15 protein-coding genes and 1 tRNA gene are annotated in these 16,530 nt (G+C 53.6%); 8 read left to right on the forward strand and 8 right to left on the reverse strand.

All coding sequences use genetic code 11. The annotated features are described in order from the left end of the window. Window positions 1–4: 4 nt before the first annotated feature. A complete protein-coding gene (locus JF44_RS0118375; protein WP_033070687.1) occupies window positions 5–184 on the reverse strand; it encodes a zinc-finger domain-containing protein in 180 nt (59 codons plus the stop codon). A 195-nt stretch (window positions 185–379) separates the two neighbouring features. Between JF44_RS0118375 and JF44_RS0118380 the strand changes: the two genes are divergently transcribed. The 4 genes from JF44_RS0118380 to JF44_RS0118395 all read left to right on the forward strand — a co-directional run bounded on the left by JF44_RS0118380 (window position 380) and on the right by JF44_RS0118395 (window position 4,546). Then, on the forward strand, window positions 380–1,342 hold the full coding sequence (locus JF44_RS0118380; RefSeq protein ID WP_033070377.1) for an ABC transporter ATP-binding protein: 963 nt from the start codon (window positions 380–382) through the stop codon (window positions 1,340–1,342). A gap of 138 nt (window positions 1,343–1,480) precedes the next feature. After that, window positions 1,481–2,449, forward strand: coding sequence for an alpha/beta hydrolase (locus JF44_RS0118385; protein WP_033070688.1), 969 nt, complete (start codon window positions 1,481–1,483; stop codon window positions 2,447–2,449). A gap of 132 nt (window positions 2,450–2,581) precedes the next feature. Next, entirely contained in the window at window positions 2,582–4,318 is a 1,737-nt protein-coding gene (locus JF44_RS0118390; RefSeq protein ID WP_033070378.1) for an adenylate/guanylate cyclase domain-containing protein, read from the forward strand. Window positions 4,319–4,469: 151 nt separating this feature from the next. Further along, window positions 4,470–4,546 (forward strand) — tRNA-Arg (locus JF44_RS0118395). A gap of 136 nt (window positions 4,547–4,682) precedes the next feature. Here JF44_RS0118395 and JF44_RS0118400 read toward each other — a convergent pair. Continuing rightward, complete coding sequence (locus JF44_RS0118400; protein ID WP_202901535.1) at window positions 4,683–5,828, reverse strand: Fic family protein; 1,146 nt, start codon at window positions 5,826–5,828, stop codon at window positions 4,683–4,685. Window positions 5,829–6,119: 291 nt separating this feature from the next. Here JF44_RS0118400 and JF44_RS0118405 point away from each other — a divergent pair, with 291 nt between their 5' ends. Further along, entirely contained in the window at window positions 6,120–6,767 is a 648-nt protein-coding gene (locus tag JF44_RS0118405; protein ID WP_033070380.1) for a 5'-methylthioadenosine/S-adenosylhomocysteine nucleosidase, read from the forward strand. Window positions 6,768–6,803: 36 nt separating this feature from the next. On the opposite strand, the gene JF44_RS0118410 is transcribed toward JF44_RS0118405, so the two are convergent. The 5 genes from JF44_RS0118410 to JF44_RS0118430 form a co-directional block, all read right to left on the reverse strand. After that, on the reverse strand, window positions 6,804–8,480 hold the full coding sequence (locus JF44_RS0118410) for a thiamine pyrophosphate-binding protein (protein WP_033070381.1): 1,677 nt from the start codon (window positions 8,478–8,480) through the stop codon (window positions 6,804–6,806). Between the two features lie 160 nt (window positions 8,481–8,640). Next, window positions 8,641–9,195 carry a polysaccharide biosynthesis/export family protein gene (locus JF44_RS0118415; protein ID WP_033070382.1) on the reverse strand — a complete coding sequence of 185 codons (555 nt, stop codon included), beginning with the start codon at window positions 9,193–9,195 and terminating at the stop codon, window positions 8,641–8,643. Next, entirely contained in the window at window positions 9,196–10,431 is a 1,236-nt protein-coding gene (locus JF44_RS0118420) for an outer membrane beta-barrel protein (protein WP_081944498.1), read from the reverse strand. Further along, entirely contained in the window at window positions 10,431–11,138 is a 708-nt protein-coding gene (locus tag JF44_RS0118425; protein WP_052066039.1) for a sugar transferase, read from the reverse strand. The genes JF44_RS0118420 and JF44_RS0118425 overlap by 1 nt, the downstream gene beginning before the upstream one ends. Window positions 11,139–11,275: 137 nt before the next feature. Beyond that, window positions 11,276–12,244 carry a DNA-binding response regulator gene (locus JF44_RS0118430; protein WP_033070384.1) on the reverse strand — a complete coding sequence of 323 codons (969 nt, stop codon included), beginning with the start codon at window positions 12,242–12,244 and terminating at the stop codon, window positions 11,276–11,278. 152 nt (window positions 12,245–12,396) lie between these two features. Here JF44_RS0118430 and JF44_RS0118435 point away from each other — a divergent pair, with 152 nt between their 5' ends. The 3 genes from JF44_RS0118435 (at window position 12,397) to JF44_RS0118445 (ending at window position 15,661) form a co-directional block, all read left to right on the forward strand. Beyond that, window positions 12,397–13,584: an EAL domain-containing response regulator gene (locus tag JF44_RS0118435; RefSeq protein ID WP_033070385.1), complete on the forward strand. Its 1,188-nt coding sequence runs from the start codon at window positions 12,397–12,399 to the stop codon at window positions 13,582–13,584. A gap of 93 nt (window positions 13,585–13,677) precedes the next feature. Then, window positions 13,678–14,154, forward strand: coding sequence for a putative pterin-binding protein (locus tag JF44_RS0118440; protein ID WP_238318501.1), 477 nt, complete (start codon window positions 13,678–13,680; stop codon window positions 14,152–14,154). Further along, window positions 14,141–15,661, forward strand: coding sequence for an ATP-binding protein (locus tag JF44_RS0118445; protein ID WP_238318502.1), 1,521 nt, complete (start codon window positions 14,141–14,143; stop codon window positions 15,659–15,661). Before JF44_RS0118440 ends, JF44_RS0118445 begins: the two co-directional genes overlap by 14 nt. 107 nt (window positions 15,662–15,768) lie before the next feature. On the opposite strand, the gene JF44_RS0118450 is transcribed toward JF44_RS0118445, so the two are convergent. Then, a complete protein-coding gene (locus tag JF44_RS0118450; protein WP_033070387.1) occupies window positions 15,769–16,470 on the reverse strand; it encodes a pirin family protein in 702 nt (233 codons plus the stop codon). Window positions 16,471–16,530: the final 60 nt, after the last annotated feature.

Below are 16,530 nucleotides of genomic sequence, written 5' to 3' on the forward strand. Positions count from 1 at the left end.
TGGATTAGTGGGCTGCGTGTTCGGCCTGGGATTTGTCGAAGATATATTTTTTCGAGCAGTACGGGCAGACCACCTCACCCTTTTCCTCAAGATTGAGGTAGACGGTCGGGTGCCCAAGGTGACCTTTTCCGCCGTCACAGGCAATATTTAGCGTGCCGACTTTGATTTCTTCGGTGATCTTCATATATCCAGTTCCAAGTTTGCCAATTTCAGGCTTGTATGACCATCGGGATTGGCCGCGCAGTACGGTCAGCATTGACCCCGGTTTCCCGGGGATGATACCGATTGGGCATATTCAATCAATACTTCCGCATGCGTATGGCGCCCCATGGTCTTAGCGCAAACAAGCGACGCGGAAAAGAGTGGAGATCACTGACATATGACTGCAATGCCCGACTATGCCATCGAAGTCGAAGGGCTGACAAAGGTCTATAAGGGGTCAAATGGTGAAAAACTTGCCCTTGATAACGTCTCGCTGAAAATCCCACGCGGGTCGTTTTTTGCGCTTCTCGGCCCGAACGGTGCCGGAAAGTCCACATTTATCAACATCCTGGCCGGTCTTGTAACCAAAACCAGCGGCACTGCGAAAATCTGGGGCAATGACATTGAAGCCCAGATGCGTGCGGCACGCTGTTCCATCGGGATCGTGCCCCAGGAGCTGAATCTGGATGCATTTTTCACCCCGCGTCAGGTGATGGAATTGCAGGCAGGCCTGTATGGCGTGCCCAAACCGGAACGCCGCACGGACGAGATTCTTGCCGCCCTTGGCCTGTCAGACAAGGCAGACTCGTACGCAAGATCGCTTTCGGGCGGTATGCGCCGCCGTCTTCTGGTTGGCAAGGCGATGGTTCATACCCCGCCCGTGTTGGTTTTGGATGAACCGACAGCGGGGGTGGATATCGAATTGCGTCAGCAGCTTTGGGCCTATGTCAAGGAACTGAACGCGGCCGGTGTGACCATCGTTCTGACCACGCATTACCTTGAAGAAGCCGAAGAACTTTGTGACGAAATCGCGATCATCAATCAGGGCAATGTCATTGCCCATGAAGACAAGCGCAGCCTGTTGCGCCGGATTGATCACAAGACGCTGGTTCTGACGGTGAACAATGAACTGAATGCCGTGCCCGATGCGCTGGCCCCATGGGGGGCAGAGCTGAAATCGGAAAATCAGATCGCACTGCATTACCGTCCAAGCAACACGCAGATGGCGGAAATCCTAGAAGCCATTCATGGCTGTGGCCTTGCGATCAAGGACCTTTCGACCGAGGAAGGCGATCTTGAAGACATCTTCCTGATGCTCACCCGTGACAACAACAAGGCACGTGCGGGCAAGGCTGCCTGATCAGCAAGCATTGTCGACCAACGTTCAAAACCCCGCAATTGCTTGCGGGGTTTTGCTTTATGGGCTTATGTGGTTGTCTTCGATCGCTTTTTTACCCGGTGTTACGTGCCTTATTTCCCGCATTTGAATTCCCCGGATTTGAACAAAGCCCTTTGGGCCGCCCTCTCAGTTTTGTTGGCCGGGATGCTTGCGGCCTGTGCGCCGACGGTGCGTCCGGCCGGGCCACCGATTGCCCAAACATCACTTGGCAATGATGCGTTTTACGCCAGTGACGGCACTGCGCTTGCGGTGCAAAGCTGGGGTGATCAGGAAACCCCGGATGCGGTGGTTCTGGCCCTGCACGGGATGGGCGATTACGCCAATGCCTTTATGGAATTTGGTGAGCAGATCGGGCCAGCGGGGATTGCGGTTTATGCCTTTGATCAGCGGGGCTTTGGCCGAAGCATAAGCCGTCCGTTCTGGGCCGGCATCAGCAGCATGGTGAATGACGCCAGTGATATGTTGATGCTGCTTCGGGCGCGATACCCGGATACGTCGTTGTATCTTATGGGGAATTCGATGGGGGGTGCGGTTGCGATCATCACCGCAGCGACGCGGCCATATCTGATGGATGGGCTTGTTTTGGTGGCACCGGCGGTTTGGGATCGTGATCAGATGCCCTGGTATCAGACAGCGCCACTTTCGGTTCTGTCACATAGCCTGCCCTGGTTGCCGCTGACCGGGCAGGGGCTTGATATCTGGCCATCGGACAATATCGAAATGCTCCGGCGGCTTTCGCGGGATCATAATATGATGTCAGCTGTTCGGGTTGATGTGATTGCCGGTGTGGCTGATCTAATGGATCTTGCGCGCAGCCGTGCGACCGATATCACCGTGCCAACCCTTTTGCTGTCAGGTATTGAGGATCAGGTCATCCCGCCTGCGGCAGTCGCAGCCCTTGATAGGGATCTGGTTGGCCTGGATTTGCCAGCTTATCACCGTTGCCTTTATGACGACGGGTATCACATGCTGTTGCGCGACTTAAACGGGCCGGTGGTGATCGATGATATTTACCGCTGGATCATGCGCAGTGCGCCCGATCAAAATTATTCGTGTCGCGGATCATGATTGCATTTTGACCGCTGATCACTGATCAGGTAGCATTTTTAATCGGTTGCGGGACATCTTGTGGGTTGTCGAAGCCTGTTTGCGTCCCGATATGCTACCCATAAACCCGCTTTTCGGAGGATCAGGACCGGCATGCTTAGGACCATTCGGGCGAAGTTCCTGGGGGTCGCGGCCTTTTTCGTCGTGTTTCTTGTCATGGCCACCGGATTCTCTGTAATTCAGTCCCTTGGCATTAATGGCGATCTTGAAGCCGTGTCGCGCTATGTGACGCCGGTTAAGGATTCCTTGTCCGATGTGCGTGCGCGACAGCTTGAGCAAATTTCGCTGATTGATCGCTATATGCGGGTGGTGGAGCGCGACGGGGCGCAGACATCGCTTTTGAATGGCATCGAAATCGAAATCGAAGCCAAACAAACCCAAATCGAACAGGCTTTCCGCAAATCCTTTACCTTTGCTGCCCTTGGCCGCGCACAGGCCGCCGGGCATTTTGAAGAAGGTGTGTTGTTTGATCTTGATGTCCGGATGCGCGAATTTGCCGACATCTCGGCGCAGTTTTCACTTGGTGTGGATCGGCTGATGGACCGGGTTGCCGAGGGCAACCTGAGCGAAGCGATGCAACAGGAAAACACCGTGCGCGGTGTTCATCGCATCATTGTTCTTAATCTGCGCAATGAAATCCGGCTGCTTGAAGATTACGCGGCGGCCACGGTGGAAAGTGTTTCCAAACGCGAAGATTTCCTGATTCAGGCCGAATTCATCATGATGCTGGCCGCGATCGTGATTGGCGTGTCGCTGGCTTATTATCTTGCCCATGCGGTGGTGATTGCGGTGCGCAGGACGACCAATGCGCTCAATTCCATTCAGTCGGGCAAACTTGATACCAAACTTGAATTCAGCTCCAAGGGTGATTTTGGCCGATTGGCCGATGCCTTTAATCGCATGTCGCGCGAATTGCGCGTGCGATTCCGGATGCGCGAACGGTTTGGCAAATATGTTGATCCCAAAGTCATCAACAACCTGATCAATCAGGAAACCGCGCTTGAAAACTCCGAAAAGCGGGTGATGACGGTCAGTGTTGTCAACCTGACAGGGTTTGACTGGCTGGCCGAACATACCGAACCGGAAAAGCTGGTTGATTTCCTGAATGACTATCTGACGGCCATGACCGAACCGATTGCCAATCAAAGCGGGATTATCGACAACTTTGTCGGTGACCGGGTGATTGGTTTTTGGGGACCACCGTTCTGTGGCGAAGGGGCCCATGCCAAACATGCCTGTCAGGCCGCCCTTGAACAGGTTGCACGTTTTCATGCGCTTAAAACCAAATACGCCGACCTGATCGGCGATCACGGCCTTGATATCCGCGTGGGGATTGCCACGGGTGAGGTGGTGGTTGGCTCCATCGGCACAGACAAGTCACGCGCCTATACCGTGGTGGGCGATTGTGTGAACTATGCCAACCGTCTGGAAAAAGCCAACCGGGTTTACGGCACGCAAATCCTTGCCTCGCACGAAACCGCCAATATGGCATCGGGTGAGATCGAAATGCGTGATCTTGATCATGTTGTGCTGCTGGGTACGGAAAAGGTCGTGTTCCTTTATGAAGTCCTTGCGCCTGGCGGGCAGCTTTCCGATGAACGGCGCGACTGGCGCACCAAATACGAAACCGCCATGGCGCATTATCGCGACGGCAATTTTGACGCCGCCCGCCCGTTCTATGAACAGGTCATGGAATTTGATGACAGCGACTTTGCCGCCCAACTGATGATGAACCGGATGGAACGCCTTGAGAGGCGCGAACAGGACCGCGAATGGGATGGTACATGGGTGGTACGCGACCCGTATGAACGCCGCGATGTTGAAAGCTGATTGCAGGCTTTTGATCTCAAGGTTACCTTAACCTCGGTGGGTCAGGGTTGACCGATCATTCGGGCTGTGAAAACCCTTGCCCGTTGGGACCAAAACCTGTATCACCCAAACCGCTCGGGCCGATTGTTCCAGTCACGGCCCCACATATTGCGCACCCGTAGCTCAGCTGGATAGAGCGTCGCCCTCCGAAGGCGAAGGCCACAGGTTCGAATCCTGTCGGGTGCGCCAATTTTCTCCCAATTGTCTTCACCTAACAAATTGAATTGTCTGAGTTGTTCTCCTTGCGCGGAGATTCCATTCGTCATGTTTTTTTTGCGGCTTTCAATTCAAGCGCCGTTGGATAACTATTTGTTTTTAGGCACAATTATTTCTCCGGAAATAATCCAGGCATCCAGCGTCCGGCAAGTTTGGCCGGGAAGGCCAGAAGGAGTGGCGCGCGACTGCTTTCTGATTTTAGAGCGCCGGATTCAATCAGAGCCGAAGTAACGCGGCGTGCGGTTCGATCACTTGCACCGAGGATGTCAGACACATCGCTACGACTCAATTCTCCTTGATAGAGGATGGCCTTAAGGACTAAGTCCGATTTGGCTGGCAGAGCGCCAGCACGAATTTCTTCCTCTGCCCAGATCATGATCCGGTCTCGCAGACGATCCGGCTTCATCAAGCCTTCCATGAATTCGATCTGGTCGATGCAGACGCCCAAGAAGAATTCCACAAAGTTGGAAAGTGCAGTTTCGCTCAGACTGCCGCGACCATCCCGGTCTCCGTGGCGTTGCTCGTCGCAGGCCTGCAGGTGTTTCTTATAGGTCGTATCATTGCGTGCGAGTCCACGTGCGATTGACCAAAGCCCCCCTGTGTTCAAGGACTGGCGCAGCATCGCATAGGACATCAAACGCGCAACCCGGCCATTGCCATCCAGGAAAGGGTGCACCCAAAGCAAACGATGATGTGCGCAGGCTGCGGCCAATATGGATTCAATCCTGCCCGATCTCAGATACGCATCATGAATACGTTCCAAGAAACGTGGAACAGCGCCGGGGCTGATTGCAAAATGTTGCCCGACCCGAACGTCGCGCTCTCGCAGGTGCCCGGGAACAACCCTCAGGCGTTCGCCTGTGTCGGGGTTTTCAACGATCAGCAAGTCCTCGGGTAAAAGTGCACAAAAGCGGCGATGGATTTCGAGGATGCTTGCGGATGCCACTGGAATGTCGGCAAGGCCGTCGCGGTCAATCCATTTTTGAACTTCGATATGGGCTTTGGCTTCAAGCTGCAGATCACGCTTTTTGGGATCAGTGCTGTAATCATCTTTCAGCGCGCGCTCAATATCGACAGGATGCGTATTATGCCCCTCGATCAGGTTGCTGTAATAACAGTTCATGGAGCGGATTAGATCGGCCAGAGAGGATGCTGTGGAAGCCGGAAGGCTGCTGCGAAAAGCAGCGGCGCGCGTCGCCAGATCAAGCGCCAAATCATTGATTTTTGATCTGTCCTTCGATCCTTCACCGATCATCAATGGCTCGAATAAAGCTATTGGTTCCCCATCATCTCTCGGAGTCATTTTTATTCCTCAAGTTTGGCCGATTTACTGGCCGCTTTATTCGATGAATTTATCAATATAATACATATGTTTATGAGATTTGTCACAAAATTATGTCCTTAATTTTGTCCGGTTTACTGGCCGTTTCGATGGAAACTTGATCTCATCAAATCAAGCTGACGCACGCGTCCGATTTGGGGATGCGAAAAATTATGCCTGCCGTTATGCTTCTGATCACAGTTCAAAAACGCGAAAGATTAAGAAATGCGCGGCTACCTTCACAACCTTGCAGGCCATAACGTGCTGTTTTGTATGGCGGCACCGGCGGAGTATGGGGATTTTCTTAAGGCGCGGTTTACGCCCTTGATGATCGGGGTTGGGCCGGTGGAGGCTGCGATCAACCTGACCGCGGCATTGACCGAATTGAAACTGTCAGGTGATTTGCCCGATCTTGTCGTGACCTTGGGGTCGGCAGGGTCGAGAACGCTTGAACAGGCTGAAGTCTATCAGGCCGTTTCGGTATCGTATCGGGATATGGATGCGTCGGTTCTGGGGTTTGAGAAGGGCTGCACGCCGTTTGTGGATCTGCCTGCCGAGATCGAGATGACGTTGCGCATTCCCGGCATCCCTGAAGCGCGGCTTTCGACCGGGGCCAATGTGGTGTCGGGGGCGGCCTACGATGGGGTTGATGCCGATATGGTTGATATGGAAAGTTTTGCCATCCTGCGGGCGTGTCACAAGTTTGAGGTGCAACTGATCGGGTTGCGCGGCATTTCCGATGGCAAGGAAGAGCTTAAGAAGCTTTCAGACTGGACAGCCTATCTGCATGTGGTCGATGAGAAACTCGCCGTTGCCGTTGATGCGCTGAAGGCCGGCCTGGAAAGCGGCGAGATCAGCATCCCGAAGGGTTGATCCCGCTTATTGCTTTTTCGAAATAATCAACGCGCACTAGGTTCCGGCACGGATCTGATCTAGGGTTTTGATCGGGGTAAGTGCCTGTGGATCAACCTGAATTTCCAGGATGGCGGGCTTGCCACTGGCGAGTGCGCGGTCAAAGGCGGGGCCGAAATCCTTAGTCTTTGTGACGGTTTCGCCGTATCCGCCAAAGGCCTTGGCGTAGGCGGCGAAATCCGGGTTGTGCAGTTCGGTACCAGATACGCGACCGGGATAATTGCGTTCCTGATGCATGCGGATGGTGCCAAACATGCCATTATTGACCACCAGCGTGATGATATTCGCGCCATATTGCACGGCGGTGGCAAATTCCTGCCCGTGCATCAAAAAGCAGCCATCCCCTGCAAGGCAGACCACCGGACGGTCCGGGTGTGCCAGCTTGGCCGATACCGAAGCCGGCAATCCATAACCCATCGAACCCGATGTCGGGGCCAGTTCGGTGCGATATTCGCGATAACGGAAGAAACGATGCAAAAAGGCGGCATAGTTACCCGCCCCGTTGGTGACAATCGCATTATCGGGCAGCTTTTCGCGCAGTTCGGCGACCACATGGGCCATTTTGACATCGCCCGGGGTTTCGACCGGGGTGGAAAAGGCAATGTAATTGGCGTGTGCGGTTTCGATCATCTCATCACGTGCCGAGCCATCGACCGGCTCCATCATGGCAATCGCCCGCAGGAAAGATCGTTGAGAGGCATTAATCGCCACATCCGGGCGATAAACCCGGCCCAATTCATCCGGCCCGCTGTAAACATGAACCAGTTTCTGTGTCGGACAGGGAATCTCCAGCAGGCTATAGCCGCTGCTGGTCATTTCCCCCATGCGCGATCCGACGAGGATCACAAGATCGCTGTCCTTGATGAATTCGGCCAGCTTCGGATTGATGCCGATGCCGACATCGCCGATGAAGTGGGAATGCGTGTTGGGGATGTAGTCCTGGCAGCGGAAACTTGTGGCAATCGCAACATTGTTGCGAACAGCAAACGATTTAAGGTTTTCAGTGGACTCACGGGTCCATCCCCCGCCGCCGACGATCATGATCGGTTTTTGGGCCTTGGAAAGCGCATCGCGGAAGCGTGAAACGTCTTCCGGGGCTGTTTTGGCCTCAATCGGGACATAGGGTTTGGCATCGGGCACATCTGCACTTGAAGACAGCATGTCTTCAGGCAGGGCCAAGACCACCGGGCCGGGGCGGCCGGATGTTGCGATGTGATAGGCGTGGCTGATGTATTCCGGGATGCGGTTGATGTCATCGATCTGCCCGACCCACTTTGCCAAGGGTTCGAACATCTTGCGGTAATCGACTTCCTGAAACGCCTCGCGATCCACCATGTCGCGCCCGATCTGGCCGACGAGAAGGATCATCGGGGTGCTGTCCTGATGGGCGACATGAACGCCCGCTGATGCGTTGGTGGCACCGGGGCCACGGGTGACCATGCAGATGCCGGGCTTGTTGGTCAGCTTGCCATAGGCCTCGGCCATGATGGCGGCCCCGCCTTCCTGACGGCAAATGATCGGATCAATGTCGGGATGATCAATAAGGCCATCAAGGACGGCAAGATAGCTTTCACCCGGCACAAGAAAGACGCGATCAGCGCCATGCAGGGCCAATTGATCAACCAGAATACGACCGCCGTGGCGCAGGTGGGGCTTTTCGGTTTTCCCGGACATGTGTGAAGAACTCCGTTTCGTGGGGCAATGGGATTGCGCAGCTGTTTTTTTGTTTTGGCGCGGTGGATGCGCAACAGCGATATCATCACGAATTCAGGGCAAAGGTAAAGGTGTCAGATCTTGTTCCTGGAATGCCAAGGTGCTGAAAAATGCACGGTTTTCAGAAATAGCGTTCCGCCACCCGGACGATGTCACCGGGCATGACAATCGTGGCAAGGGTGGCGGGGATCGCCACGCGATTACTGTCATTGCCGCGCAGGATTTCGATGTCATCCTCATCACCGCGATAGGTCATGCCGCCGCCAACCGCGATGGCATTCAACACATTCATTCCCGGTACATAGTCATATGATCCGGGCTGATTGACTTCCCCCATGATGAAAAAGGGGCGAAAGGCAATGATTTCAACTGCGACATCGGGGTGGCGCAAATAACCATCAAGATAGGCATCATGGATTTTCTGACGCACCTGATCTGCTGTCAGGTTGCGCACATCTACCGGCCCGATCAGTGCAAGATTAAGCCGCCCCGTGGCATCGACCGTAAAATCGCCAGACAGATCCGGTTCACCAAACACCGTCACCCGGATGGTATCCCCGCTGCCCATCGTATAAACGGTTTGTGCCGATGCCTGGGCAGGTAGCCACAAGGCAACAAACAGCACGATCAGGGCCGTATGCAGAAGGTGTAAAAAGCTGTGTATGCTGAGGGTCATTTACATCTCCAGCTTGAGGCTGATCTGGCTTTGAAAACGTTGATAATCATGATCGTCGCTGTTTGATACGCGTTGGTCATAGTCAATGGCCCCGTCAATGCGGGCAAAGCGATTAAGCTGATAGGATAAGCTTACGCCAAGGCGGGTGGTTTCATCGCGTCGGGTGGTTTGTTGGAAATCCTCAGCACTGTAATGGGCGGTGGCCCCGATCTGAAGCCAGCGACGCAATTCATGGGAAATGCCCACCCCGGCATCCAAAGCCAGAATGCCGCTTGCTCCGGTGACGGTGGTTTCGCGCACGGCGCGGGCAAGGGTGAAATCAAGCGTGGTCAGTTGGGTCACAGCCCAGTCAAAATCCCCGCGCAGCGTATAATCGCCGACATTACCAAAGGCCGGATCGGCATAGATTTGGCTCATCCAGCCGGCGGCCAAATCGGCTGTGATCAAATCGGTCAGATCAAACCGAAGCCCAGCCAAAAGCTGATAGCCCGAAGAATCGCGCACACGCCCGGTATCATCGGGAATGCGGTCATATTGACGCTGGTTAAAGTTCACCTCGCCATAGGCGTCTCGCCCCGGATCAAACGGCACGAGAACGCGCAAACTTTCGCGCATCTCAAGGCGATCACGGTCATCATTTTGAATGACCGACCCATTGCGGGCCATGCTGTCGTCAAATTCAAGACGGCGCAGGGCAATCTGGGATTCATATTGCAGCCCATTGCTGGCATATCGCCCACCAAACCGGGCGGTGACATCGCGATAAATCACCGGTTCGGTTGCGCTGCTCGAAACATCATTGCCGCCGCGCGGATCATGGGCACGGTCATATTCAAGGGACGCATCAAGCGATGAGGGGCCAAGATCAAGGCTTCCGCCCGCCTGAAGGTTCATGTCCTGATAATCGTCATTGCCGGAATCGGCATAAAAGCCAAGTTCTCCGCCAGCAGCCAGATGAAGGGCAAAAACCCGCCAGTTCCCCTGAACCGTCAATCGCGGTGACAGCGACGTGATGACGTCACTTGTTGGGTTGTTTTCTTCCTGAAAGATGTTGCTGTCAAAGCGTGTGCTGCTGCGAACGGACGGGGTCACCAACAGCCGACCGATGCGAAGATCCGTGGGATCATCCGTATCATTTGGGCGATCAATGTTTTGCGCCGTCGCGGTTGTCGCGCCACAAAGCATGTGCAAGGCAACAAGGCCGCATGGCGTGAACCTCCGCCGACCTTGACCCATCACACCAGCCGCCGGTTGCAATGATGGCAGGTTTTTATGTTCTGACAGGGTTGGCTGTGGCGTGTTTTGGTTGCGATCAGGCTCGTGACGGGCAGGGCCATTGTCCGGATCAGAATGCGCATATCAAGCAGGGTGCTGTGACGGGCAACATAGGCACAATCGTGCGCAATACGGGCGCGCAAATGGTCATGGCTGCATACCTGCCCCCGCCAGCCATATATCTGGGCCAGTCCGGTTATGCCGGGCTTGGTTGCCAGTCTGTCGTCATATCCGGCGATATATGTGGAAAATTCTGTGTGATCGGCAATGTTGTGCGGGCGTGGACCAACAAGGGACATCTCGCCGCGCAGGACATTGATCAATTGCGGTAATTCATCAAACCCGCTGATCCTGAGCAGTGCGGCAAACCGGTTGGAAATGCGGTGCATCTTCGGGCGTACGGGACGGCAGGTTTCATCGCGAAGGGTTCGGAACTTGATGATGGTGAAAATCTGGCCGTTCAGGCCCACACGCGGTTGGATAAAGACAGGTCGACGAAACCCAGAACCATACAGCATCAGGGCAATTAGCAGCATGATCGGGGACAGTGTGATAAGGCCAAACCCGGCAAAAACAAGATCACAGAGGCGCTTTGTAAATCCGCGTGGGCCCGATATGACCGGCAAAACAGCCAGATGTGCGTCTTTTGTTTTTGGTTCCCCACTCACCCCGGATGTCCCCACACCTTATCGTGATGATCAAGCTTTTGATTAACTCAGGGTAGAGAATTTGGCGGGGTTTTCAAGCGTATATGGTGTGAATTTTTGGCCTGGTCGGGAAGGTATGTGGTTCTATTCCACGTGCGTTAACGCAGCGAAGGGATGCTTGAGAGTACCGTCTTCATCAGTTGTGGCTGGCGATTGACGCCGGTCTTGGAAAAGATGGTTTTCAGGTAAGTGCGCGCAGAACTATGTGAAATCCCGACAAGTTCAGCCGCCTGATCAAGGGCGAGTCCCTCGGCCAGTTTCTGGGTTAATTTGGCCTCTGATCGCGTAAGACCAAACAAATCCATCAGATCATCAATGGCGGGCGGCCGTTGCCGGGATGGATCCACCAGAATGACCATGAAGCTTTGACCACCATCGGCCTTTTTCGAGACCCGTCGGATCAGAAGCGACAGTTTTTCACCTTCCTGCTCTAGCGAGAAACTCTGATGGTTTCTTGGTGCCTGCTTTTCCGGGGGTGTCAGGAAACCTTTTAATCCTTTGGGCGGCGGGTCAATGACCAGACGTCCCTGTGCACCGGATCGTACAAGTGATGATCGCCGCAAGACTTCGGCAGCTTGCGCATTCATATGCAAGATGGTCAGTGTTTCATCAACGGCAACGACCCCCAATTCAAACAGATCAAGAAATTCTGTCGGCAGGGTATCTTCGCTGTGTCCGAGGCGGCTTTGAATTTCGGCCTCGATATCCTCAAGCATGATTTCAAGTGCTGTTGGCTTTGGGTAGAAGCGAAACACCCCCACTTCATTGACCGCCAGAAGTGCCGATTGCAAGTCGGCATAGCCTGTCAGCATCACAATGATCAGGTCTTTGCGTGCGGTGCGTAACTCTGCGGCAAGTTCAAGTCCGGTCATGCCGGGCATGTGGATGTCAAGAACGACGGCAGCGACATCAGGGTCGGCGGTAATGGCATCGCGGGCAACAATGGGGTCGTGGAAGAACATGCCATCCCAATCCGGGCGCAGGCGCCCCAGATTCCGCCGATGAGACGACAACAGGTTTTCATCATCGTCAACAAACGCGATCCGGACCGACTTTTTGTCCGTCATCAAGAACGTCCTCCACAAATGGGGATATTGGAGACGGGTAGTTTGACACTAATTTGGGATGCTTCAAAGCCCTGCAATGGATGCCGCGCGCATCACCGGGCTTTGGATCAGCAAGATACCTGTTCACATTAGCCTTCCGGAGATATCCATTTATGGGTCTGCCCGATCAAAAACGCCGCGTCATATTGATGGTAGATGACGATGAAAAGTTGCTGTCAGCGGTGCGTCGCACGCTGTCATCAAGTTTTGAATTTGTCACACATACCGACGGACAGTCCGCCCTGGATTGGCTCGCGGCGAATCGTGACCGGACCGATTTGATCATTGCTGACCTTGTCATGCCGACCCTTGACGGGATTTCGTTTCTCAAGCAATCGGCAATCATTGCACCACATGTCAGCCGCATGCTGCTGTCGGGAAACATATCAAGCCTGTCGCTCCGCGAAGCGATCAGTCAGGCCAAGGTCTCCCGCGTTTTGGCAAAGCCGGTTTCGGTCGCGGTTCTCAAAGACGCAATTGAACGGCTTCTTACGACCAATGTTACGGTGGCAGCGCCAGTACCCGGTTTGTCGGCGAACATGGTCACCAATGCCATTGATTGTGGCGATTTTCATCCTGTTCTGCAGCCGCGTTTTCGCGCCAGTGATTTTGGCCTGTGCGGGGCAGAGGTCCTGTGCCGGATGCCGTTGCTGGAAAGAGAATATGGCATTGATGAAATTATTCATTCCTGCCAGAACAGCCCGACCATCAACCGGTTGACCAGCCAGCTTATGGCGATCATGGTTGATCAGGCACCGCGTTACAGTGCGTTGCTTGAAGATCAGGCCCGCATTGCGGTGAATTTGTCGGTGTTTTCGCTCAAGACGCCGGAATTCTTTGATCTGATGCTGCGTTTCTATGAAAAAATGCGCATGCGTGGTGTCAGCGTATCGTTTGAAATCCCTGAAAGTCAGCTTCTGCCAAACGATCTTGAGATGCTGGCATATGCCAGCCGTTTGCGTGAACGCGGTATTGGGCTTTTGATTGATGATTTTGGATCGGGGAACAATTCGCTCGATCTTTTGCGACACGAAGTTTTTGCCGGTATCAAACTTGATCGCGATCTGGTGCGGGGCATCATGACCGATTTTCTCGATGATGCTTTTGTCGAATGGATTGCACAGGTCTGCACCAAACTGGGACAGTCGATCTCTGCCAAGGGGATCGAAAACAGTAAAATCGCAGAAAAGCTTCAGATTTATGGTATCACCGAATTGCAAGGATATCACTTTGGCAGCCCGCTGCCGCTTGATCAATGGGAAGAGGCGGCCTTCATGCCGCTGCGTGCGTCGGCCGGTTGATCCCGTTCGAAATACATTTTTTCGGGCAAGTATTGAGAATGGGTCTGAGTATAACCATTCTTTATAAGTATCTGACAAAGCAGGGTAAAGAAATTGAACAGTGCACAGAAAATGATCGCGGTTCTGATCGCACTGGTTGGGTTTTATGCCAGCCCGGCCATTGCGGGCGGTACGCTTACGCTGACCAGGTCCGATGGCGAGGTCATCAAGCTTTCCATGCAGGACCTGATGGAAATGCCCGCAACAGAACTCAATACGTCAAGCCAGTGGACAGAAGGCGTGCAGAACTTTCGTGGCGTTTCCTTTGATCTTCTGTTTGATACCTATGGCATTGATGCAGACACGGTGCGTATCTCGGCTCTGAATGACTATAATGTGATGGTTCCGGTTGATGCCCTGCGCAACGATGGTGCCATTCTGACCTATCACCTGAATGGTGCTGAAATGTCGGTGCGCGAAAAGGGCCCGTTTTGGGTGGTTTTCCCATATGATTCTGATGAACGGTACCAAACCGATACCTATTGGGCTTATTCGGTCTGGCAGGTAAAGTCAGTTGATGAAGCAGATTAAGGCATCCCTTTTCAAGGCGTCTGGCAAGGCCATGTTTGCCGCATTGGTCCTTTTTGTCGTGCTTTATGGTGTTCTTTCTACGGCACTTGTCCGACAGCTTGACGATGAACGGTTCATTTACCGGGAAAATTTCGTTTGGGCTGTTGTTCAGGTTCAGCGTCAATATCTGATTGTTCAGCGTGACATCGAAGCAGCACTTGGCCGTGTTGGTTTGAGCGACGAGGTGGTCGAAAATATTCTGCTGGAATATGAGATTATGGTCAGCCGGGTCCTGCTGCTGCGTCAGGGGGATGGGTTCAAGGTTCTGTTCACCGTTCCCGAGGTTTCAAAAACGATTGAAAAGCTCGAATCGCGGATTGAACAGATCGACGCGACCCTTGCCACGATCACGCAACCCGAAGAAAAACTAAGTGAACTTTATCGGTTGCTTGAGCCGTTGGACGAACCCCTTCAGCAAGCGGTCGTCCGGACGACGAATTTTGTCTCTGTATATAACGCCAATAACATTTCGGTCGTTAAAACTGATATCCAGACGCTGTCCTATCTGTTCTTTGTCGGGGTGATTGTCATGGCCGTTCTGGGCGGTTTCACGATCCGCCAGCGCCAGAAGATATTTGCGGCAGACATCGCCGCGCAAAAGGCCCGTCAGGAACAGGAAGTAATCGAAGAAGCAGCTGATTACGCCAAGATGCATGCGCTTGGCACGCTTGCCGGTGGGGTCGCGCATGAAATCAACACACCGGCGCAATATATCCAGAATAATCTGGAATTTCTCTCTGACAGTTTTAACGATCTGGTTGGATCAATTGTGCGCTCCGCCCCGGATCAACCCGCATATCTGCAACTTGAAAAGGACAAGATCGAATTCATCCGGCAAGAAGTGCCGATGGCGATTGATGAAAGCATCCAGGGCCTGAACCGCATTGCCGAGATCGTGCGCGGCATCCGTAAATTTGCCCATCCGGCAACCGATGCGCTGGAGCTGATTTCGATTGCCGAGGAAATTGACACGGCTGTTACGTTGACCCGAAATCAGGTCAAGCACATTGCCGATCTTGAGGTCACCTTGCAGTCCGAGGTTACAGAGGTTACCGGCCGCCGAAACCATCTGTCGCAGGCGTTGATCAATCTGATCGTCAATGCATCCCAGGCCATTATGGAAACAGGTCAAAGGCGTGGGAAGATCGATCTTCTGGTCAATGACGATGAGGATAATGTCTATATTCGGTTGCGGGATAATGGTGCAGGCGTTCCCGAAGAACTTCGCGGGCGTATTTTCGATTACTTCTTTACCACCAAGGAACGCGGTGTTGGCACGGGACAGGGGCTGCCGATCTGTCGCAAACTTATTCAGGATGACTTTAACGGTGATCTGACTTTGTCAGATGATTATGCCGATGGCGCGGAATTTGTCATTCGGTTGCCAAAACCTGATCACGCCGCGATATCTAATCGACAAAAAGAGTTTTCAGAAGGGCCGAATGATCTGAACGACTTGCTGCGATAGCATCCCGTACCGATGGATGTGACCTTTTGGTCATCTTCGGGATGTGGAAAGCGGGCTGCAGCCTGTGCAGCCCGTCAAATCCATCTGATGCCGTGCGGGTTTGATGTCTATGCCGCCATATCAAACACCAGGGCTTCGGCACCTTTGGCATCGGCAAAGACAAGTTCGTCTTCATCCTTGATTGCCGCCCCATCGCCAGCCTTAAGGGTTTCGCCATTCACGGTCAGGTTGCCACGTGCGACCTGAACCCAGGCGATACGACCCTTGTCGATTTTATGTTGGGCGGTTTCGCCATCATCAAGATGGGCAACATAAAGATCGATATTTTGGTGGATGGTGACGGAATTCTCACGGCCATCGCGGCTACCGATCAGGGTCAGTCCCGAACCGGCATCAGAACGTGCGATATCCTTTTCTTCGTAACCGGGTTCCAGACCGGCAGCTTCCGGGATCACCCAGATTTGCAGGAAGTGAACCGGATCTGATTTGGAATGGTTGTATTCCGAATGGCGAATACCGGTTCCCGCTGTCATGCGTTGCAGGCGGCCTGGGCGGATCACCGACCCGTTGCCAATGCTGTCCTTGTGTTCAAGGGCACCATCAAGGACATAGGAAATGATTTCCATGTCCTTATGGCCGTGGGTATCAAAACCCGCACCGGGGATGACACGGTCTTCATTGATGACTCTTAACGGCCCCCACCCCATGCGGTTGGGATCATAATAGTGACCGAACGAGAAACTATGGTTGGAATCAAGCCAGCCAAACTGGGCGCGGCCACGGGTGTCTGCATCGACCTTGATCAGCATCTGTCTGTACCTCCATACGGGTGTTTGGTGTTGGAGACAGAATACGCTTTCCATAAAATG

It is taken from the genome of Thalassospira australica, assembly GCF_000763295.1.
Classification (GTDB): Bacteria; Pseudomonadota; Alphaproteobacteria; order Rhodospirillales; family Thalassospiraceae; genus Thalassospira; species Thalassospira australica.

Bases quoted from the DNA above. Each gene is read 5' to 3' on its own strand.
- JF44_RS0118430 (WP_033070384.1), bottom strand. From the start codon at position 12,244: ATGACGGACAAAAAGTCGGTCCGGATCGCGTTTGTTGACGATGATGAA.
- JF44_RS0118435 (WP_033070385.1), top strand. From the start codon at position 12,397: ATGGGTCTGCCCGATCAAAAACGCCGCGTCATATTGATGGTAGATGAC.
- JF44_RS0118415 (WP_033070382.1), bottom strand. From the start codon at position 9,195: ATGACCCTCAGCATACACAGCTTTTTACACCTTCTGCATACGGCCCTG.
- JF44_RS0118380 (WP_033070377.1), top strand. From the start codon at position 380: ATGACTGCAATGCCCGACTATGCCATCGAAGTCGAAGGGCTGACAAAG.
- JF44_RS0118405 (WP_033070380.1), top strand. From the start codon at position 6,120: ATGCGCGGCTACCTTCACAACCTTGCAGGCCATAACGTGCTGTTTTGT.
- JF44_RS0118390 (WP_033070378.1), top strand. From the start codon at position 2,582: ATGCTTAGGACCATTCGGGCGAAGTTCCTGGGGGTCGCGGCCTTTTTC.
- JF44_RS0118445 (WP_238318502.1), top strand. From the start codon at position 14,141: ATGAAGCAGATTAAGGCATCCCTTTTCAAGGCGTCTGGCAAGGCCATG.
- JF44_RS0118400 (WP_202901535.1), bottom strand. From the start codon at position 5,828: ATGATCGGTGAAGGATCGAAGGACAGATCAAAAATCAATGATTTGGCG.
- JF44_RS0118450 (WP_033070387.1), bottom strand. From the start codon at position 16,470: ATGCTGATCAAGGTCGATGCAGACACCCGTGGCCGCGCCCAGTTTGGC.
- JF44_RS0118410 (WP_033070381.1), bottom strand. From the start codon at position 8,480: ATGTCCGGGAAAACCGAAAAGCCCCACCTGCGCCACGGCGGTCGTATT.
- JF44_RS0118420 (WP_081944498.1), bottom strand. From the start codon at position 10,431: ATGGGTCAAGGTCGGCGGAGGTTCACGCCATGCGGCCTTGTTGCCTTG.
- JF44_RS0118375 (WP_033070687.1), bottom strand. From the start codon at position 184: ATGAAGATCACCGAAGAAATCAAAGTCGGCACGCTAAATATTGCCTGT.